The following is a 16,826-nucleotide window of genomic DNA, read 5'->3' as shown; positions in this document are numbered from 1 at the left end:
GCATGCGGGAGAGGGGTTAGGGGAGAGGGCCAGCGGTGCAAATTTCGACAGGTCGGCAAGCAGATCCTCCAGCCCTCACCCCCACCCCCACCCCTCTCCCACTGACATGGGAGAGGGGAGCGCATAACCACGGACGGTAGTACTACGCGTCGTGCGCTAACCGCCCACCGCCCGCCAACAACCAGAAGACAAGCGCATAATCGCCGGATAGCCCCACACAACAATGGAGTCGAGATGAAGTTGCAGTTGTACGTGCCTGATGGACGCTACGCGCCGTGGATCGAAGGATTTGCCGAGGTGTTGCCGGAAGCGCAATGCCTGACCTGGGAGGAGAGCCAGGGGCAGTCCGTGGACTACGCCGTGGTGTGGCGTCCGCCGCTGGAAATGCTGCGCGGCAGAACGGACCTCAAGGGCGTGTTCAACCTGGGCGCGGGCGTCGATGGCATTCTGCGCCTGCGCGATACGCATCCCGATGCGCTGCCTGCAGGCGTGCCCATCGTGCGTCTCGACGATGCCGGCATGGCTGCACAGATGAGCGAGTACGTGACCGCTGCCGTGCTGCGCTACTTCCGCAAGCTCGATGCCTATGATGCACAGCACAAGGCTGGCAACTGGAAATTCCTGAAGCCGCATCGTCGTGCCGATTTCACGATTGGCGTGATGGGCATCGGCACGCTTGGCTCGCACATCGCGCGTACGCTCGCCAGCTTCGGCTTCCCCGTGCGCGGCTGGAGCCGTTCGGAAAAAACCGTGGAAGGCGTGCAGTCGTTCCATGGCGATGACGGACAGAAGACGTTTCTCGATGGCCTCAAGGTGCTCGTCAACGTACTGCCGCTGACGCCCGAGACCGAGGACATCATCGGCACGGATCTGCTGTACAAGCTGGCCCGGGGCGCCTACGTGATCAACGTGGCGCGTGGTCCGCATGTGGTGGAGGAAGACCTGCTGGCCGCGGTACAGGATGGCCAGATCGCGGGCGCCACGCTGGACGTGTTCCGCACCGAACCGCTGCCGGCGGAGCATCCGTTCTGGCAGGAACCGCGCATCACGATCACGCCACATATCTCCGCGCTGACGCTGCGCGAAGACAGCATCGCGCAGATTGCGGACAAGATCCGGCTGCTGTCCGAAGGCAAGCCAATCGCTGGTGTCGTGGACCTGCAGCGCGGCTACTGAAAGCCCTGATCGAAGGCGCGGCCACCATGCCGCGCACGAGGAGATAACGATGACTATCCCCCAATACGTGAAGATCGTCGAAGTGGGGCCGCGCGATGGCCTGCAGAACGAGAAGGCGATGGTGCCCGCCGACGTCAAGGTCGCGCTGATCAATCAATTGACCGATGCCGGCTTCGTCAACATCGAAGCCGCATCGTTCGTCTCGCCGAAGTGGGTGCCGCAGATGGCCGATGGCGCCGAGGTCATGGCACGCATCGCGCGACGGCCCGGCACACTGTATTCGGTGCTCACGCCAAACATGAAGGGCTTCGAAGGCGCGGTGGCTGCCGGGGCCGATGAGGTGGTGATCTTCGGCGCGGCCAGCGAAGCGTTCTCGCAGAAGAACATCAACTGCTCGATCGCCGAATCGATCACGCGCTTCGAACCCGTGGCTGCGGCGGCGAAGGAAGCGGGCATGCGGCTGCGCGGCAGTATCTCCTGTTCGCTCGGCTGCCCGTATCAGGGCGACGTGCCGGTCAGTGCCGTGGTCGATGTGGTGCGCCGCATGCGCGAACTCGGTTGCGACGAGATCGATATCGCCGACACCATCGGTGTAGGCACGCCGACCAAGGTGCAGGAGGTGATGCGCGCGGTGTCGGCGGAATTCGCCATGGATCGTCTGTCGGGCCATTTCCACGATACGTACGGGCAGGCACTGTCGAACATCCTGGCAAGTCTGGAAGTTGGCATCGCCATCTTCCACGCATCGGTGGCGGGTCTTGGCGGATGTCCGTACGCGAAGGGTGCGACGGGCAATGTGGCCACCGAAGACGTGCTGTACATGCTGCACGGCATGGGCCTGCACACAGGCATCGATCTCGAAGCCGTGGTGCGCACCGGCGACTTTATCTCGCAGTCCATTGGCCGCCCCAACAGCTCGCGCGTGGGCAAGGCGCTGCTGACCAAGTGGGCGGCTGCTGCGCCTGCTACCTGCGTTTGAACGATAGACAAGACATGAGCCAGACATCCCCCGCACCCTCCCCCGCACTGCCCGAATCCGCGCAGCGCGTGGCCGATCTGCTCGCCGGCATCGGCCATGACCGTCCCGTCGTGATGCTGCCGGCCACCGGCAAGACCTCTGCCGAAGCCGCGGCCGGACTCGGCTGCAGCGTGGCCGAGATTGCGAAGTCGATCATCTTCCGTCGCGTGAAGGACGATGTGCCGGTGCTGGTGATCGCCAGCGGCAGCAATCGCGTGGATGAAGCCAAGGTGGCTGCGCGCGTAGGTCCGCTGGGCAAGGCCGATGCGAAGTTCGTGCGCGAGAAGACGGGCTATGCCATTGGCGGTGTCTGCCCGATCGGCCATGCGGTGGCGCCCGTGATGCTGCTCGACGCGGACCTGTTCCAGTACCAGAGCGTTTGGGCTGCGGCGGGACATCCGCACGCGGTGTTCAATCTCACGCCCCAGCAGTTGCAAGCCATGACCGGCGCGCCGGTGGTGGACGTGGCACAGGCGCCGCAATGACACCCGCACGACGCAGGTTGCTGTCGGAACTGGTGCGCGGCGCGGCGGCGGCGCATATCGTCTCGCCCGTGCCATCGCCATGCCGCAGCATCTGCAAGATGGATCGCACGAGCGGCTATTGCGAAGGCTGCCTGCGTACCATCGAGGAAATTGCGGGCTGGTCCAAAGCCGATGACGTGGAGCGCCGCCGCATCTGGGCGCTGCTGCCATCGCGCGTGACGCAGTTGTGCGAGGCGGGCAGCGAAGCATGATCGCGCTGCCCGACACCTTGCGCGTGTTCGAGCGCGGCTGGCTGTCGGCGAACAACGTGCTGTTCATCGACGATGCCACGCAGGACACGACCCTCGTCGATACGGGGTACGTGACACACGCCGCGCAGACCGTGGCGTTGGTGGAAAACGCGCTCGATGGACGACCACTGCGCCGTGTCATCAACACCCATCTCCATTCCGATCATTGCGGCGGCAACGCGGCGCTGCAGGCGCGCTGGCAACCGGTGACGTCGATCCCGGCTGCGGAAGCGCCAGCGGTATCGATATGGGACGACGATGCATTGAGCTTTGTCGCTACGGGGCAGCAGTGCACGCGCTTCACGTTCGATGATGTGCTGCGCGACGGGGACACATTGTGTCTCGGTGGCATCGACTGGCAGGTTATCGCCGCATCGGGGCACGATCCCCACGCCGTGATGCTGTTCGCGCCGCAATCGCGCATCCTGATCTCCGGCGATGCGTTGTGGGAAAACGGCTTCGGCGTGATCTTCCCGGAGTTGGACGGCGAGAGCGGCTTTGCCGAACAGGCAGCGATCCTCGACTGCATTGATACGCTCGACGCCCGCATCGTGATCCCCGGCCATGGTCGGGTATTCGATGATGTGGCGCAGGCGGTGACTCGTGCGCGCAGCCGGCTGGAGTATCTGCGCAGCGATCCGCTACGCAACGCGACGCATGCGATCCGCGTGCTCGTGAAATTCAAGCTGCTCGAAGCGCAGACGATTTCGCGAGAAGACCTGTTTGCGTGGTTTGCCGGGACGCCGCTGATGCAGCGGGTGCGATCGCGGTATGTGGCGGCGCAGTCGATGGAAGCGGTCTTCGATCAGGCGATGAAGGCGCTGGCGAAGGTGGGGGCGTTGGTGCGGGATGGTGAGATGGTGAGCAATCGGGATTGATTGCCGCCTCTCTTGCCCCATGCTTTTCTCCCCTCTCCCGCAAGCGGGAGAGGGGCGGGGGAGAGGGCCAGCGCTTCTGCTTGCCGATAGTGGCAGCTTGCACCGCCATGCCCTCTCCCCCAACCCCTCTCCCGCCATGCGGGAGAGGGGAGCAAACAAGCGGAAACGCGAGTTAAAACTGCGTCCGCATCCCCACTCTCACACTCCGCCCCGGCAACGGCGCGATATCCCGCAAGATCGACGTCGCGCTGCGCGCTTCCGTGTTCGTGAGGTTATCCCCGCGCACATAGAACAGCGTTTCCGTACCCGACAGTTTCATCTTGTACGTCAGCGCGACACCGAGCATCGTGTACGCATCGCTCGGCGTGTCGCCAGCGGGCACGCGGCTCTGGCGCGCGTTCCAGTCCACGTTGATGCGTGCGCCCCAGCGGCCAGCGCCATAGACCAGCGAGCCACCCAGACGCAGCGGCGACAGACGCGGCAGCGGTTCGCCATTGCTGCGGTTCTCGCCGTGGACGTAATCCGCGCGCGCTTCGAAGTCGAGCGTGTCGCTGGTGGTCAGCATCTTGTTCAGCAGGCGCGTCTTGCCGTCGGCTTCAAAACCATACAGCGTGGCCGGCACGCCAAGGTATTGGTAAGCCGGCAGTGCACCGTCAGCGCCACCGGCTACGACATTGCCTTCCTCGTCGCGGAAGCCACCGGTGTTGACCAGTGCGAGATAGTTCTGGAATCGGCTGTAGTAGCCCGACACGCTGCCGCTATGATTGCCCTGCTTGAAACGCATGCCGAGGTCGATCGAAGTTGCGCGTTCCTTGCTCGCGTTTGGATCGCCGGTTTCATACGAGCCAGTGGCCAGGTGCGGGCCGTTCGCGTACAGCTCGTAGAACGTGGGCGCGCGCTCGGTATAGGACAGGTTCGACGTGACCGTCCAGACCGGGTTGAGTTTGTAGAGCAGGCCGGCCGACGCACTGCCGGCGTTGAAGCTGCGCTCGGCATCGCTGAAACGGTCGTTCCCGTTGGCGCTCGCTTTCACGCGGCTGTGATCGAGGCGACCGCCGAAGTTCAGCTTCAGATCGCCCGACGAGATCAGCGGCAGTTCCTCGAAGACGAAGAATGCGGCGTTGTCCGTGGCGGTGGTCGGTACGAACGCTTCCTCGCCCAGCGCCGAGAAATCGGTGTGACCGAACTGCGTGCCGATCACACCGGTCATGTTGCCGATCTTGCCGTGCGTGGCTTCCAGTCGGGCATCCCAGCCGTGATTCTTGAACGTGGTGCCGGTCTCGCCGCCCTCGATCTCGCGGTGCTCGTAGTCGGTGTAGCTGAACTTGCCCTTGACCGACTGGATGATGCCGTTGGTGCTGCCGCCCAGGTTACGGGCTTCGCCTTCCAGTGCAAAACGGTCCTGGCGCATCTTGATGCGTGCGTCTTCCTCGGCCGGTGTGCCGTAGTCGTTGCGATACGTGGACCAGTTCGCGCCCACGAAGCCATCGGCCCATGTGTACGAGCCGCCCAGCGATCCGCCTTCCTGGTGCGCGTTGGTGTTCGGGATTTTTCCGTACGCCTCGCTCTCGCCTTCGGGCAGCGGCTGCGTGGCACGCTGCGTGCCACTGCGTGCATAACCGGGGATGCGCAGGTCGCTGGTCTGGCGCACGAACGCGTCGGCATGCACCGCAAACTTGCCGTTGCCGGCTTCGATCATGCCGCTGGCGTTGCGGCCCTTGTCGCCGCCTATCGTGCCGCTGAAATCGGTTGCGCCAGACACCCCAGTGATGGGATCGCGCGGGATGCGGTTGTCGATCACGTTGACCACACCGCCCACGGCATTGCCGCCGTACATCAGCGCGGCGGGCCCGCGCACCACTTCGATCTTCTCGGCGATCAGCGGGTCGATGGGCACCGCGTGATCGTAGGACAGCGTGGAGGCATCGAGCGTGGAGCCGCCGTTCTGCAGCACCTTGATGCGGTCGCCGTCGAGACCGCGAATGATCGGGCGGCTGGCGTTGGGGCCAAAGTACGACGAGGTCACACCGGGCAGGCTGTTCAGCGTTTCGCCCAGCGTGCTGCCCTGGCGCACGGTCAGTGCATCGCCGCCGAGCGTGGAGACGGGCGCGACCATGTCGTTCAGGTCGCTGCCGAGCGGATTGGCGGTGACCACCACTTCCTTCAGCGTTTGCGGAGTGGCGTCCTGCGCGATGGCGGCGGAGGAAAGACCAGTGGCGATCAGGGCGGCAAGTGCCGCCAGCGGGGTGCGGCGCACCGCCGGAATACGGTTGGAGTTCGAGTACATGGCTCGCGATTCGAATTCGAGTGGGCGGGCATGCGGCGCGGCTCAAGGCGCGGCATGCCCGGTCAGGCAGACGCGAGGGCGCGTGGCAGTGCGCCACGACCCAGGCGATCAGACGAATGCGAATGCGGATGGAGGCGCGCGGGAGTGGAATGGACGCGCGGCCGGCAGATCGGGCCAGCGCCACGCCAGGTTTGCCGGCTTGACCGGCTTGCCGAAGGCGAGATCGGGCAGCGTGAAACTGCCGAAGAGGGTGTCAGCCATCGTCGCACCGTCGAACAGCACGCACGAGTGGAGACCGAGTTTCAGGAACGAGGCGCCGTGATGGGCGCCATGGCTTGCATCCGCAGCCGTCACGAGACTGACTTGCGGCAAGGCCGGAAAACCGCCGTGCACCACGCGGTGCACCAGACCCGCATGCTGCGCGAGCAACAGGCAGGCCACGAGCCACAGCGCCGGCCAGAAGCCAACGCCGCGTGCCCGCCAGCGAGAGAGAAGCGGAATGTCAGTGCGCATGCCCGCAGCCACACGGGCCGTCGCCATGATCGTGATCGTGCGCATGGTCGTGATCATGATCGTGACCTTCGTGGTCATGGTCATGCACGTCGTCGAACGCGTCACCCCAGTCCGGGAATGGATCGGGATAGGTCGCCCAGGTCTCCGGGCCTGCTGCCATTTCGTCGTCGGTCAGCAAGCACGCATCGAGCCGCGCGAGCAGCGCGTCGGAATCGAGGTCGATGCCGGTCAGCACCAGCTCCTGGCGGCGGTCACCGTACTCGGCGGGCAGGCCGTCTTCGAGCAGGTCGGCCTCGATGGCCGCGCGTGCCAGTCCTTCGGACGGCCATTCCTCCGCGTCGATGGCGGCCCACCAGGCACCGGCCGCACCAGGACGGCAGACACCGCCGGCCTGGCTCCAGTTGCCGGCGATATCCATGCGGCTGGCCAGCCAGAACAATCCGTGCGAACGCAGCACGTCGCCATGCTCGCGCATCCAATCGGTATGGATCAGGTCGGCGAATCGCTGCGGGTGGAACGGACGGCGGCGACGGTAGAGCAGGGTGGAGACCCCCGCAGCGGCAGGCACGGCATCACCTTGCAACGCGGCTTGCCAGCCTGCGGCATTCGGCGTGGCATCGATATCGAACCGGCCCGTGCCCAGCACTCGCTCGGCGGCCACATTGCCATGGCTGGCATCGACGATATCGGCGCGCGGATTGAGCGCGTGCAGCACCACATGCAGGCGGCCCAACTGGCCCGCATCGACAAGGTCGATCTTGTTGACGACGATGACGTCGCAGACTTCGATCTGGTCGATCAATACATCCACAACGGTGCGGTCGTCGTTGGCGTCGGCCAGCCCGCGTGCGGAGAGAAAGTCTGCGTCGTGGAAGTCCTGCAGGAAGCGGCTGGCATCGACGACTGTTACCAGTGTGTCGAGATGCACCACGCCGGGTGCCTGCCCACCGTGCTGGTCTTCGAACGCGAAGGCATCGGCAATGCCGAGCGGCTCGTCGGTGGCGGTGGCCTCGATCACCACATGATCGTGCTGGCCGGCCTGCGCCAGCTTCTCCACCTCGGCCAGCAGGTCGCCCTGGCTGTCCACCACGGCCATGCGCGCGCCATGCTGCGACGCGAGGTGATGCAGCACGGTGGTCTTGCCGGCGCCGGTGAATCCGGACAACACGGTGACGGGCAGGCGAGCGGCCATGTGATGGAAGTTGTATCTGTTATTGCAACAAGGTTGCGACTGTAGCAGAAAGCCGGCTGCGGTAACAGGCCGGACTCACAGCTAATGGTAGTGCGCCTGCGTGACGGCAAGACGGCTGGACGCGGGGTTTGCCGCAAAAAACAAAAACGGCCCGGCAAGGCCGGGCCGCATGGCCAGCATTCGATGCGCCGAGCGGCGGATCAGTCGCCGAACAGCTTCTGGCGCAGTTCGCGGCGCTGCTGGGCTTCCAGCGACAGCGTGGCGGTGGGACGGGCCAGCAGACGCGGCACGCCGATCGGCTCGCCGGTTTCCTCGCACCAGCCGTAGTCACCGGAGTCGATACGCTGCAGCGACTGTTCCACCTTCTTCAGCAGCTTGCGCTCACGGTCGCGCGTGCGCAGTTCGAGGGCGTGTTCTTCCTCGATCGTGGCACGGTCGGCCGGGTCCGGCACGATGACCGTTTCGCGCAGGTGCTCCGTCGTCTGGTCCGCATTCTTGAGGATATCGTCGCGAAGCTGCTGAAGGCGATTCTTGAAAAAGGCGAGTTGCGCCTCGTTCATGTAGTCCTTGTCGCTCATCTTCAGGATTTCAGCTTCAGTCAGAATTTTGTTGCTGCTCATGGTACCTGCTGATTCTCTTGTTGATGCGACCGGCGGTGTCTTCGTCCGCTCGGGTGCAGTGGCCGTCCGCTTGCGCGGTGCGGCTGTTTCACTCTGGCTGGCTGCAGTCTTGCTGCTTCGCGTGCCTCCCTTGGCCTCGCCCGCTTCGGCGTGCGCCGTACTGCCGCGGGGAGCTGGCGTCGCCTTTACAGGCTGCGCCTTGAGCGTCTCCGTCGCAGCGGTAACTGTCTTGCTGCGGCTTTCCTTGCTTTTTGTTGCGGCTGTCATGGGGCACCTCTCTCTACGCGTCGAAGAGTGACGGCGCGTATGCGAGGAACCCCAGGCGGAGGGCGGTCTCCGCACTAAAGCCCTGCGACCGCGCCTGCTGGCGGCCCTTGCCTCGTGCTGACGACGCCTGCCGCCCTGCGAATACCGGCAACGCCCAGAGGTGCGCCGCCCGTATCAAATCCGGCCTATTGTACTTGAACAAATTTCTTCGAGATATGGGAGAAAGACTGACAAGAGACAGGAGTTTTCCCCATATTCCACCCATCTGGAGGGTGTCGGGCGCAGAAAGCGGGGGAGGCCGCCCGCCGGCCAGGGTGGCGGCGGGGGCATATGACGCATCGGGCAGACCGGGTCGTTGCCCGGTCAACCAGCGATGGACTGGACGGGAATCAGGCGAGGCAGGCGGTCAGGCCCTTGAGGATGGCGTCGCGCGGCAAGTCCACGCCGATGAATACCATGCGCGTACCGGGCGTCTCGTTCTCCCATTTGGCGCCGATGTCGCTGCCCATCAGTTGGTGGACGCCCTGGAACACCACCTTGCGGTCCACCCCTTCCATATAGAGCACGCCCTTGTAGCGCAGCAGCTTCTCGCCGTACACCGACAGGATGCCCGACAGGAATTCCTCCAGCTTGCCGTAGTGGAACGGCTTGTCGCTACGGAAGACGAACGAGGCGATTCGGTCCGTGTGGTGGTGGTGGTGATGGTGGTCGTGCGCATGACCATGCCCGTGATCGTGATCGTGGCCGTGGTCATGGGAGTGATCGTGACCGCAATCGGGGGCGCACTCCTCGCCGTGCGCATGATCGTGCCCATGGTCATGGTCATGGTCGTGGTCGTCGGTACGCAGGAACTCGGGATCGATCTCGAGCTTTTCATTGAGGTTGAAGCCGCGCAGGTCGAAGATCGTGTCGATCGGCGCCTCGCCGAAGTTGGCGGTGCGGATCGGCGCACGGGCATTCATGTGCTTCAGACGGTGGCGCAGGTCGTCCACCTCTGCGGCGCTGACCAGATCGGACTTCGTGATGAAGATCGAATCCGCAAAGCCCACCTGGCGTTGCGCTTCTTCCTGCTTGTCGAGCTGGATGTTGCCGTGCTTGGCATCCACCAGCGTGATCACGGCGTCCAGCAGGTAGCGCGATGCAATTTCCTCGTCCATGAAGAAGGTCTGCGCCACAGGACCCGGATTGGCCACACCGGTGGTCTCGATTACCACGCGGTCGAAATCGAGCTTGCCTTCGTCGCGCTGGGTGACCAGATCCGACAGGGCCTGCACGAGGTCGCCACGGATCGTGCAGCAGATGCAGCCATTGCTCATCTGCACGATCTGTTCGCGGCCATCCTGCACGAGGATCTCGTTGTCGATATTTTCTTCGCCGAACTCGTTCTCGATCACGGCGATCTTCATGCCGTGCTGTTCGTTCAGGATGCGCTTGAGCAGCGTGGTCTTGCCGCTACCGAGGAAGCCGGTCAGGATCGTGACCGGAATGAGCTTGGACATGTCGTTGGACTCCGAGGGAGATCGTTGGGCCGGCGTCTGGCCGGCATGTTATTCAGTGTTCGGTGTTACTGCCCGCCGGCATCGCGCACCCTTCCGCATTCGGCACATACGCCGTTGACGGTCAGTTCCACGTGCTCCACGGCAAAGCCGCTGGGCACCCTGGGCGCTACGGACTTGCCCGCCGATTCGAGACAGAAGGTGCGGTCACAGCGCGTGCAATGAAAGTGGCTGTGCTGCCGATGCACCTGTGCGCGGGCTGCCTCGTGCTCCACCAGCGTGAAACGGAAGACGCGGTCGCGGCCAGCGCGCTTCTGTGCCATGCCCTGATCGACGAGCCAGTCGAGTACGCGATACACGGTCACGCGATCCACGTCGCCATCGGGCGGCAGGCGGTCGATCACGGCCTGGTGCGTCAGCGGCTCGTCGGCATCGATCAGGCAAGCCAGGATCGCCACGCGGGGCTGGGTCACACGGGCGCCCAGATGCCGCAGCCGCGCCTGGGCAGCTTGCGCGGCATCGACATCAGTATCGGGTTCCGCCTCGGCAGGCAGCGTCTTGGCGCGCGTGGAAGCGGGTTCGGAGGTGGTGCGGGTCATGCCGGAGATTTAACCATAGCGCCCATCGAGTTGCAATTCAGTTGCACAAGCAAGGTCTTTCCGGAGGGCGTTGCGCACCCGTTCGGGTGAGTGTCCGAGGAAGTCTTCGGTTCCCTCGGATATGTCCGTTTCTCGCGGGTTAGCCCCTATACCTCGCGCTTGTTCGCGGTTGCTAACATCCACCTCCGGCTCCGCCTGTCGGCGGGGTTTGCAGCCGCTTACCACCCATACATCGTGCCGATGGTCACCCCGTGTTTTCCGATATGGATCGACGGGGCCGGTGCCCGCGAAACGCGGGATTTCCGGCGGCGCGGGCGGCGCTGGAACGGGTTACAGAGGGAACAGGAGAGACGCAAATGAAACGAGTTGCAATCAAATTTGCAGCCGCGCTGGTTGTGGCCGGCGTGGGTGCCTTCACGGGAGCCCAGGCTCAGGAATTTCCGGGCAGCAAGCCGGTTCAGGCCGTGGTGCCGTTCGCGGCCGGTGGCCCCACAGACAAGGTGTCGCGTGAACTCACGGCGATCATGTCCAAGCACCTGGGCACCACGATCGTGATCGAAAACCTCGGCGGTGCTGGCGGCACCATCGGCGCCAAGAAAGTGGCGCAGGCGAAGAACGACGGTTACACGATCCTGATCCACCATATCGGCATGTCCACTGCGCCGGCCCTCTATCGCAACCTGGGCTTCGATCCGCTGAAGGATTTCGAGATGGTCGGTGAAGTGGCCGACGTGCCGATGATCATGGTGGGCAACAAGCAAATGCCGCCCGCCAACTTCAAGGACCTGATCCCGTACATCAAGGCCAACGCCGCCAAGCTGTCGCTGGCCAACGCCGGTATCGGCTCGGCCTCGCACCTGTGCGGCCTGCTGTTCCAGAGCGCGATCCAGACCGAGCTGACCACCGTGCCGTACAAGGGCACGGCGCCGGCACTGACCGACATCCTGGGCGGTCAGGTCAACCTGATGTGCGACCAGACCACGAACATCGCCGGCCAGCTGAAGGCAGGCGCGCTGAAGCCTTACGCGGCCATGCAGTCGCGTCGCGTGGAAGCGTTCAAGGACATCCCGACCGCAGCCGAACAGGGCATGCCGGGCGTGGAAGTCAAGATCTGGCACGCCATGTACGCCCCGAAGGGCACGCCGAAGCCGGTCATCGACAAGCTCTCGGCCGCGCTGCAGAAGTCGGTGACGGACCCGACGTTCCGCGCCAAGATGGCGGAACTGGGTGCGGAAGCCGTGCCGGCACAACGCGCCACGCCGGATTCGCTGCGCACGTTCCTGGCATCGGAAATCAACAAGTGGACGCCGGTGATCAAGAAGGCTGGCGTGTACGCCGACTGATCGGACTGTCGCAATATGAAGAAAAGGCCACGCGCGATGCGTGGCTTTTTTTATTTTTGTCCGTGAGCTGTTGCCTATAGTGGGAAAGCTGCCGTCCGAGGGGACGCCGGAAAAATCTTCCCTTGAAAGCGGGCCATGCGGCGCCACCTACGCCGCTGACACCTCTCACGCAAAGGCACCATGGAACAGTATCACGGCACCACCATCGTCAGCGTCCGGCGCGGCAACCAGGTCGCGCTTGGCGGTGACGGCCAGGTCACGCTCGGCAATATCGTGATGAAGGGTACGGCCCGCAAGGTCCGTCGCATCTACAACGGCAAGGTGCTGGTGGGGTTTGCCGGCAGCACGGCCGACGCATTCTCGCTGCTGGACCGCTTCGAGGCGAAGCTCGAAAAGTACCAGGGCAATCTGACCCGCGCCGCGGTGGATCTCGCCAAGGACTGGCGCTCGGATCGCGCGCTGCGCCGCCTGGAGGCGATGCTGATCACCGCCGACAAGGACACCACGCTGGTCATCACCGGCAATGGCGATGTGCTGGACCCGGAAGGCGGCATCGCGGCCATCGGGTCGGGTGGCGCGTACGCGCAATCGGCTGCCAAGGCGCTGGTGGAGAACACCGAGCTATCGCCGAAGGACGTGGTCGAGAAGGCGTTGACCATCGCCGGCGAACTCTGCATCTACACGAATACCAACTTCGTCATCGAAACCATCGACTGACCGACGCTGAACGGAACCCCATGTCGCAAACCATGACCCCGTCGGAAATCGTTTCCGAACTCGACAAGCACATCATCGGCCAGAACAAGGCCAAGAAGGCCGTGGCCGTGGCGCTGCGCAACCGCTGGCGCCGCCAGCAGGTGGCAGACCCGCTGCGCCAGGAAATCACGCCGAAGAACATCCTCATGATCGGACCCACGGGCGTGGGCAAGACCGAGATCGCGCGCCGCCTGGCCAAGCTGGCCGATGCGCCGTTCATCAAGATCGAAGCCACCAAGTTCACGGAAGTGGGCTACGTGGGCCGCGACGTGGACACCATCGTGCGCGACCTGGCCGAGATGGCCGTCAAGCAGACGCGCGAATCGGAAATGAAGAAGGTGCGCGCCAAGGCCGAGGACGCGGCCGAGGATCGCCTGCTCGACGTGCTGCTGCCGCCGCCGCGCGATATCGGCTTCCAGCAGCATGAGGACAAGGATTCGAACACGCGCCAGGTATTCCGCAAGAAGCTGCGCCAGGGCGAACTCGACGACAAGGACATCGAGCTGGAAGTGGCCGCTGCCATGCCGGGCATGGACATCATGGGGCCGCCGGGCATGGAAGACATGACCGAGCAGATCCGCACGATGTTCGCGGGCATGGGCCAGGGCAAGAAGGCGCGCCGCAAGATGAAGGTCAAGGAAGCGTTCAAGCTGCTGATCGACGAGGAGGCCGCCAAGCTGCTGAACGAGGAAGAGCTCAAGCACAAGGCGATTGCCAACGTCGAGCAGAACGGCATCGTGTTCCTGGACGAGATCGACAAGATTGCCAGCCGCAGCGATGTGGGTGGCGGCGAGGTGTCGCGCCAGGGCGTGCAGCGCGATCTGCTGCCGCTGGTGGAAGGCACCACGGTCAACACGAAGTACGGGATGATCAAGACGGACCACATCCTGTTCATCGCATCGGGCGCGTTCCATTTGTCGAAGCCGAGCGACCTGATTCCCGAACTGCAGGGCCGTTTCCCGATTCGCGTGGAACTGGACTCGCTGTCGGTGCAGGACTTCGAGGCCATCCTCACGCAGACGGACGCCAGCCTGACCAAGCAGTACCAGGCGCTGCTGAAGACCGAAGAGGTGGAACTGCAGTTCGCCGAAGACGGCATCCGCCGCCTGGCCGAGATCGCGTTCTCGGTGAACGAAAAGGTCGAGAACATCGGCGCACGCCGGCTGTACACGGTGATGGAGCGCCTGCTCGAAGACCTGTCGTTCCACGCGACGAAATCGTCGGGCGAGACCATTACTGTTGATGCGGCTTATGTCGAGGAACGTCTCGGCGATCTGGCGGGGAATGAAGATCTGTCGCGCTACGTGCTGTGATGGCGCGTTGATCGCTTGATGCAAAAAAGCCGGACGTTGTCCGGCTTTTTTGTTTTTGCGATGTCGCTTTCGATCCTGTTGGTTGTCTCCCCTCTCCCGCGTGCGGGAGAGGGGAGACAGACGGAGGCGGGAGAGGGTGTTGTCCCCCGTGTTTCATCAGCCCTTACACCCGTAAGCATTGGTAAAGCCTCTGGCGCGGGCGTGACCGCGAATGAGACCCTTCCGCACCTTCCACAAAACAGATTAACGGGAGTGAGCCAATGTCACGCATGGAATCGCGTACACCTTTCTTCAAGAGCAGCAACCGCGTGCGCAAGCGTCGCGTGGCGATGGCCGTGGGCGGCGTGGTGGCTGCCATCACGGCGGCGACGGTGTTTCTCTGCATCCGTCCCGATACCCCCGCTCATGCCAGCACGAAGCCGGCAAAGCAGGTAGCCACCCAGGCCGCGATCGCCGCTGAAGCCATGGCCTCCGGCGCGCTGGTCACACTGGCGGATCGCCATGCCCGCGATGCCGTGCGTATCGCCGAGGCATCGGACGACGATCTCGGCTGGGACTACGTCCAGCTTCGCCTGTAATCCATCGTCATCAGACGATCAGCGCGAGACTGGCCGCTTGCCGAGCTTGCGTTGCAGCGTGCGCCGATGCATATTCAGCGCGCGCGCCGTGGCGGAGATATTGCCGCCGTGCTCCGTGAGCACGCGTTGAATATGCTCCCACTCCAGCCGTGCCACCGATAGCGGCACCGGCTCTTCCAACGCGGCTTCCGCCGCATCCTCGGACACGCCTGCCATCAGCGCGGTCAGGATCGAATCCACATTGGCCGGCTTGGCCAGGTATTCATCGGCACCTTGCTTCACTGCGGCCACGGCCGTGGCGATGCTCGCATAGCCGGTCAGCACCAGGATGCGCGCGTCGGGCAGTGCATGCCGTAGCGGTCCCACCAGATGCAGTCCCGACTCTGCCGGTGCAGTGCCACCCGTATCAGGCGGCGGGCCGAGATGCAGGTCGAGCGTGACGTAGGCGAATGGCGTTTTCGTGGCTAGCGCCAGCGCACTGGCGCTGTTGTGCGCCACCTGCACCGCATAGCCGCGGCGCGTCAGCGCGCGTGCCAGCGTGCCGGAGAAGACCTCGTCGTCATCGACCACAAGAAAGGGGGTGGCATCGGCAGGCGCCGGGGCGTCGATCATCAAGGTTGGAAGGCGTTGGGGTTGAAGGTCTGGCGGCGCGTGGCATCGCCGATAGGCAGCCGCAGTTCGGTCACGGTGCCGCCGGCAGGATTGTCGAGCCATGCGAGTTGTCCACCCAGTTGGCGCGCGGCGCTTTGCGCCAGATACAGGCCGATACCCTGTCCGCCGAGCGTGCTGGCAACGGGACGCTCGCCCAGCTGGCTGCGCAGCGCGGGCGCGATGCCGCTGCCGTGATCGGTCACGCGCAGCAGCAGGGCATCGCCTTCCTGCGCGATTGCCAGCGCCAGCGGCGGCCCGCCTCGTGCGTCGTCGCCATGTTCGCCCTGCTGGCTGCGCGCGGCGTTGTCCAGCACGATGGTCAGGATCTGCGCCACGCGCGCGGTATCCACGGCCTGCATGCCGGCGTCGGGCGAGAGTTCGGCTTGCAGGCTGGCTTGCGGATGGCGCAACTGCCAGCGCTCCACGAACGACGTCAGCCAGGCATCGATGCGTTGCGGCGCCAGCGTCTGGTGATCGGCACGCAGCCGGGCCAGGATGGAGCGGCACAGTTCGAGTTGCTGCTCCATCGTTTGCAGGTCGGGCAGGTAATCGGCAATCGCGGTCCTGCCGCGCGCGGTGTCGGCGGCGTCGCCACGCAGTTCGCCGGCGATCACGGCGAGCGTGGCCAGCGGCGTACCGATCTCGTGCGCCACGGCAGCGGCCTGGTCGTTGAGCGCTTCCACGCGCGCCTCGCGCAACAGCAGTTCGCGGGCGTCGTTGAGTTGCGCGTCACGCTGCCGCAGCACGTTGGACAGGCGTGCCACGAAGATCGCGATCATCACCGCGCTGGCCACGAAGTTGAGCCACATCCCCGCCAGGTGATAGTTCACGGCGTTGTCGGGATTGTGCAGATGCAGCGGCACGTAATCGAGCAGCAGCAGGGAGTAGCAGGTCAGCGCATAGCCGGCCAGCAGCGCCACCAGCCGCCACGGCAGGATGGCCGCTGCGATGGCCAGCCCCGGCAAGTAGAACGACACGAAGGGATTGGTGGCGCCGCCCGTATAGAACAGGATGGCCGACAACGCGGTCAGGTCCACCAGCATCTGCACCATGAGTTCCGGATCGCCCGGCATGGTGTTGCGCCGGGTGTGCCATCGCAGGCGCGCCACCGTATAGAGGTTGAACGCGGCCTGGACCGCGAACAGGAACAGCAGCGGCTGGAAGGGCAGGTGGATGCCGGCCACGGATTCGCACAGGGCCAGCAGCAGCGCCTGCCCGGCCAGCAATGCCCAGCGCAGCCAGCACAGCCGGCGCATGCTCACCAGGCTGTGACGGGGCGCTGGCATGCCCGGCATGCCAGGGGGAGTGGCGAAGGCCGGCGGAGGCGGCGGGGGCAGGTCGATCGAGGCTTGCATGGCGCGAGT

The 16,826-nt window shown here is 64.6% G+C and carries 17 protein-coding genes; 9 read left to right on the top strand and 8 right to left on the bottom strand.

Features of this window, described 5'->3' with window-relative positions; all coding sequences use genetic code 11:
- Positions 1-234 precede the first annotated feature (234 nt).
- From FFS21_RS03665 to FFS21_RS03645, 5 genes are read left to right on the top strand one after another with little or no spacing between them, the layout of a single operon-like run.
- A complete protein-coding gene (locus tag FFS21_RS03665; protein WP_137923585.1) occupies positions 235-1,176 on the top strand; it encodes a 2-hydroxyacid dehydrogenase in 942 nt (313 codons plus the stop codon).
- Positions 1,177-1,225: 49 nt separating this feature from the next.
- Positions 1,226-2,155, top strand: coding sequence for a hydroxymethylglutaryl-CoA lyase (locus FFS21_RS03660; RefSeq protein WP_137923584.1), 930 nt, complete (start codon positions 1,226-1,228; stop codon positions 2,153-2,155).
- A 14-nt stretch (positions 2,156-2,169) separates the two neighbouring features.
- The gene (locus FFS21_RS03655; protein ID WP_137923583.1) at positions 2,170-2,679 is read left to right on the top strand and encodes a YbaK/EbsC family protein; all 510 of its coding nucleotides are present in this window, start codon (positions 2,170-2,172) and stop codon (positions 2,677-2,679) included.
- On the top strand, positions 2,676-2,930 hold the full coding sequence (locus FFS21_RS03650) for a DUF1289 domain-containing protein (RefSeq protein WP_137923582.1): 255 nt from the start codon (positions 2,676-2,678) through the stop codon (positions 2,928-2,930). The genes FFS21_RS03655 and FFS21_RS03650 overlap by 4 nt, the downstream gene beginning before the upstream one ends.
- Positions 2,927-3,847, top strand: coding sequence for an MBL fold metallo-hydrolase (locus FFS21_RS03645; RefSeq protein WP_137923581.1), 921 nt, complete (start codon positions 2,927-2,929; stop codon positions 3,845-3,847). The genes FFS21_RS03650 and FFS21_RS03645 overlap by 4 nt, the downstream gene beginning before the upstream one ends.
- 172 nt (positions 3,848-4,019) lie before the next feature.
- Here FFS21_RS03645 and FFS21_RS03640 read toward each other — a convergent pair whose 3' ends face one another.
- From FFS21_RS03640 to FFS21_RS03615, 6 genes are all read right to left on the bottom strand, one after another.
- The gene (locus tag FFS21_RS03640; RefSeq protein WP_137923580.1) at positions 4,020-6,134 is read right to left on the bottom strand and encodes a TonB-dependent receptor; all 2,115 of its coding nucleotides are present in this window, start codon (positions 6,132-6,134) and stop codon (positions 4,020-4,022) included.
- Positions 6,135-6,242: 108 nt separating this feature from the next.
- Positions 6,243-6,704, bottom strand: coding sequence for a hypothetical protein (locus tag FFS21_RS03635; RefSeq protein ID WP_249359099.1), 462 nt, complete (start codon positions 6,702-6,704; stop codon positions 6,243-6,245).
- Positions 6,637-7,839, bottom strand: coding sequence for a GTP-binding protein (locus FFS21_RS03630; RefSeq protein ID WP_137923579.1), 1,203 nt, complete (start codon positions 7,837-7,839; stop codon positions 6,637-6,639). The genes FFS21_RS03635 and FFS21_RS03630 overlap by 68 nt, the downstream gene beginning before the upstream one ends.
- A gap of 200 nt (positions 7,840-8,039) precedes the next feature.
- Positions 8,040-8,726 (bottom strand): RNA polymerase-binding protein DksA, encoded by a 687-nt coding sequence (gene dksA, locus FFS21_RS32365; protein WP_237379999.1) that lies wholly within the window; start codon positions 8,724-8,726, stop codon positions 8,040-8,042.
- A 389-nt stretch (positions 8,727-9,115) separates the two neighbouring features.
- Entirely contained in the window at positions 9,116-10,225 is a 1,110-nt protein-coding gene (locus FFS21_RS03620) for a CobW family GTP-binding protein (protein WP_137923577.1), read from the bottom strand.
- A 65-nt stretch (positions 10,226-10,290) separates the two neighbouring features.
- On the bottom strand, positions 10,291-10,821 hold the full coding sequence (locus FFS21_RS03615) for a Fur family transcriptional regulator (RefSeq protein WP_137923576.1): 531 nt from the start codon (positions 10,819-10,821) through the stop codon (positions 10,291-10,293).
- Positions 10,822-11,177: 356 nt separating this feature from the next.
- Between FFS21_RS03615 and FFS21_RS03610 the strand changes: the two genes are divergently transcribed.
- The 4 genes from FFS21_RS03610 (at position 11,178) to FFS21_RS03595 (ending at position 14,811) form a co-directional block, all read left to right on the top strand.
- Positions 11,178-12,164, top strand: coding sequence for a tripartite tricarboxylate transporter substrate-binding protein (locus tag FFS21_RS03610; protein WP_137923575.1), 987 nt, complete (start codon positions 11,178-11,180; stop codon positions 12,162-12,164).
- Between the two features lie 180 nt (positions 12,165-12,344).
- Entirely contained in the window at positions 12,345-12,881 is a 537-nt protein-coding gene (hslV, locus tag FFS21_RS03605) for an ATP-dependent protease subunit HslV (RefSeq protein WP_066735031.1), read from the top strand.
- A 20-nt stretch (positions 12,882-12,901) separates the two neighbouring features.
- Complete coding sequence (gene hslU, locus FFS21_RS03600; protein ID WP_137923574.1) at positions 12,902-14,233, top strand: ATP-dependent protease ATPase subunit HslU; 1,332 nt, start codon at positions 12,902-12,904, stop codon at positions 14,231-14,233.
- 260 nt (positions 14,234-14,493) lie between these two features.
- Positions 14,494-14,811, top strand: a complete 318-nt coding sequence (locus FFS21_RS03595) for a hypothetical protein (protein ID WP_137923573.1) — start codon at positions 14,494-14,496, stop codon at positions 14,809-14,811.
- 18 nt (positions 14,812-14,829) lie between these two features.
- Here the strand turns inward: FFS21_RS03595 and FFS21_RS03590 are convergent, their stop codons facing one another.
- The gene (locus tag FFS21_RS03590) at positions 14,830-15,423 is read right to left on the bottom strand and encodes a response regulator transcription factor (RefSeq protein WP_137923572.1); all 594 of its coding nucleotides are present in this window, start codon (positions 15,421-15,423) and stop codon (positions 14,830-14,832) included.
- Positions 15,423-16,748 (bottom strand): ATP-binding protein, encoded by a 1,326-nt coding sequence (locus FFS21_RS03585; protein WP_237380001.1) that lies wholly within the window; start codon positions 16,746-16,748, stop codon positions 15,423-15,425. The genes FFS21_RS03590 and FFS21_RS03585 overlap by 1 nt, the downstream gene beginning before the upstream one ends.
- Between the last annotated feature and the right edge of the window lie 78 nt (positions 16,749-16,826).

The sequence above is a fragment of the Cupriavidus sp. 2SB genome (assembly GCF_005503625.1).
Taxonomy (GTDB): Bacteria; Pseudomonadota; Gammaproteobacteria; order Burkholderiales; family Burkholderiaceae; genus Cupriavidus.
This window is presented reverse-complemented; position numbering and strand designations above follow the sequence as displayed.

Coding starts and splice junctions, on each gene's coding strand:
- FFS21_RS03665 (WP_137923585.1), top strand. CDS start 235: ATGAAGTTGCAGTTGTACGTGCCTGATGGACGCTACGCGCCGTGGATC.
- FFS21_RS03660 (WP_137923584.1), top strand. CDS start 1,226: ATGACTATCCCCCAATACGTGAAGATCGTCGAAGTGGGGCCGCGCGAT.
- FFS21_RS03655 (WP_137923583.1), top strand. CDS start 2,170: ATGAGCCAGACATCCCCCGCACCCTCCCCCGCACTGCCCGAATCCGCG.
- FFS21_RS03650 (WP_137923582.1), top strand. CDS start 2,676: ATGACACCCGCACGACGCAGGTTGCTGTCGGAACTGGTGCGCGGCGCG.
- FFS21_RS03645 (WP_137923581.1), top strand. CDS start 2,927: ATGATCGCGCTGCCCGACACCTTGCGCGTGTTCGAGCGCGGCTGGCTG.
- FFS21_RS03640 (WP_137923580.1), bottom strand. CDS start 6,134: ATGTACTCGAACTCCAACCGTATTCCGGCGGTGCGCCGCACCCCGCTG.
- FFS21_RS03635 (WP_249359099.1), bottom strand. CDS start 6,704: ATGATCACGACCATGCGCACGATCACGATCATGGCGACGGCCCGTGTG.
- FFS21_RS03630 (WP_137923579.1), bottom strand. CDS start 7,839: ATGGCCGCTCGCCTGCCCGTCACCGTGTTGTCCGGATTCACCGGCGCC.
- dksA (WP_237379999.1), bottom strand. CDS start 8,726: ATGACAGCCGCAACAAAAAGCAAGGAAAGCCGCAGCAAGACAGTTACC.
- FFS21_RS03620 (WP_137923577.1), bottom strand. CDS start 10,225: ATGTCCAAGCTCATTCCGGTCACGATCCTGACCGGCTTCCTCGGTAGC.
- FFS21_RS03615 (WP_137923576.1), bottom strand. CDS start 10,821: ATGACCCGCACCACCTCCGAACCCGCTTCCACGCGCGCCAAGACGCTG.
- FFS21_RS03610 (WP_137923575.1), top strand. CDS start 11,178: ATGAAACGAGTTGCAATCAAATTTGCAGCCGCGCTGGTTGTGGCCGGC.
- hslV (WP_066735031.1), top strand. CDS start 12,345: ATGGAACAGTATCACGGCACCACCATCGTCAGCGTCCGGCGCGGCAAC.
- hslU (WP_137923574.1), top strand. CDS start 12,902: ATGTCGCAAACCATGACCCCGTCGGAAATCGTTTCCGAACTCGACAAG.
- FFS21_RS03595 (WP_137923573.1), top strand. CDS start 14,494: ATGTCACGCATGGAATCGCGTACACCTTTCTTCAAGAGCAGCAACCGC.
- FFS21_RS03590 (WP_137923572.1), bottom strand. CDS start 15,423: ATGATCGACGCCCCGGCGCCTGCCGATGCCACCCCCTTTCTTGTGGTC.
- FFS21_RS03585 (WP_237380001.1), bottom strand. CDS start 16,748: ATGCCAGCGCCCCGTCACAGCCTGGTGAGCATGCGCCGGCTGTGCTGG.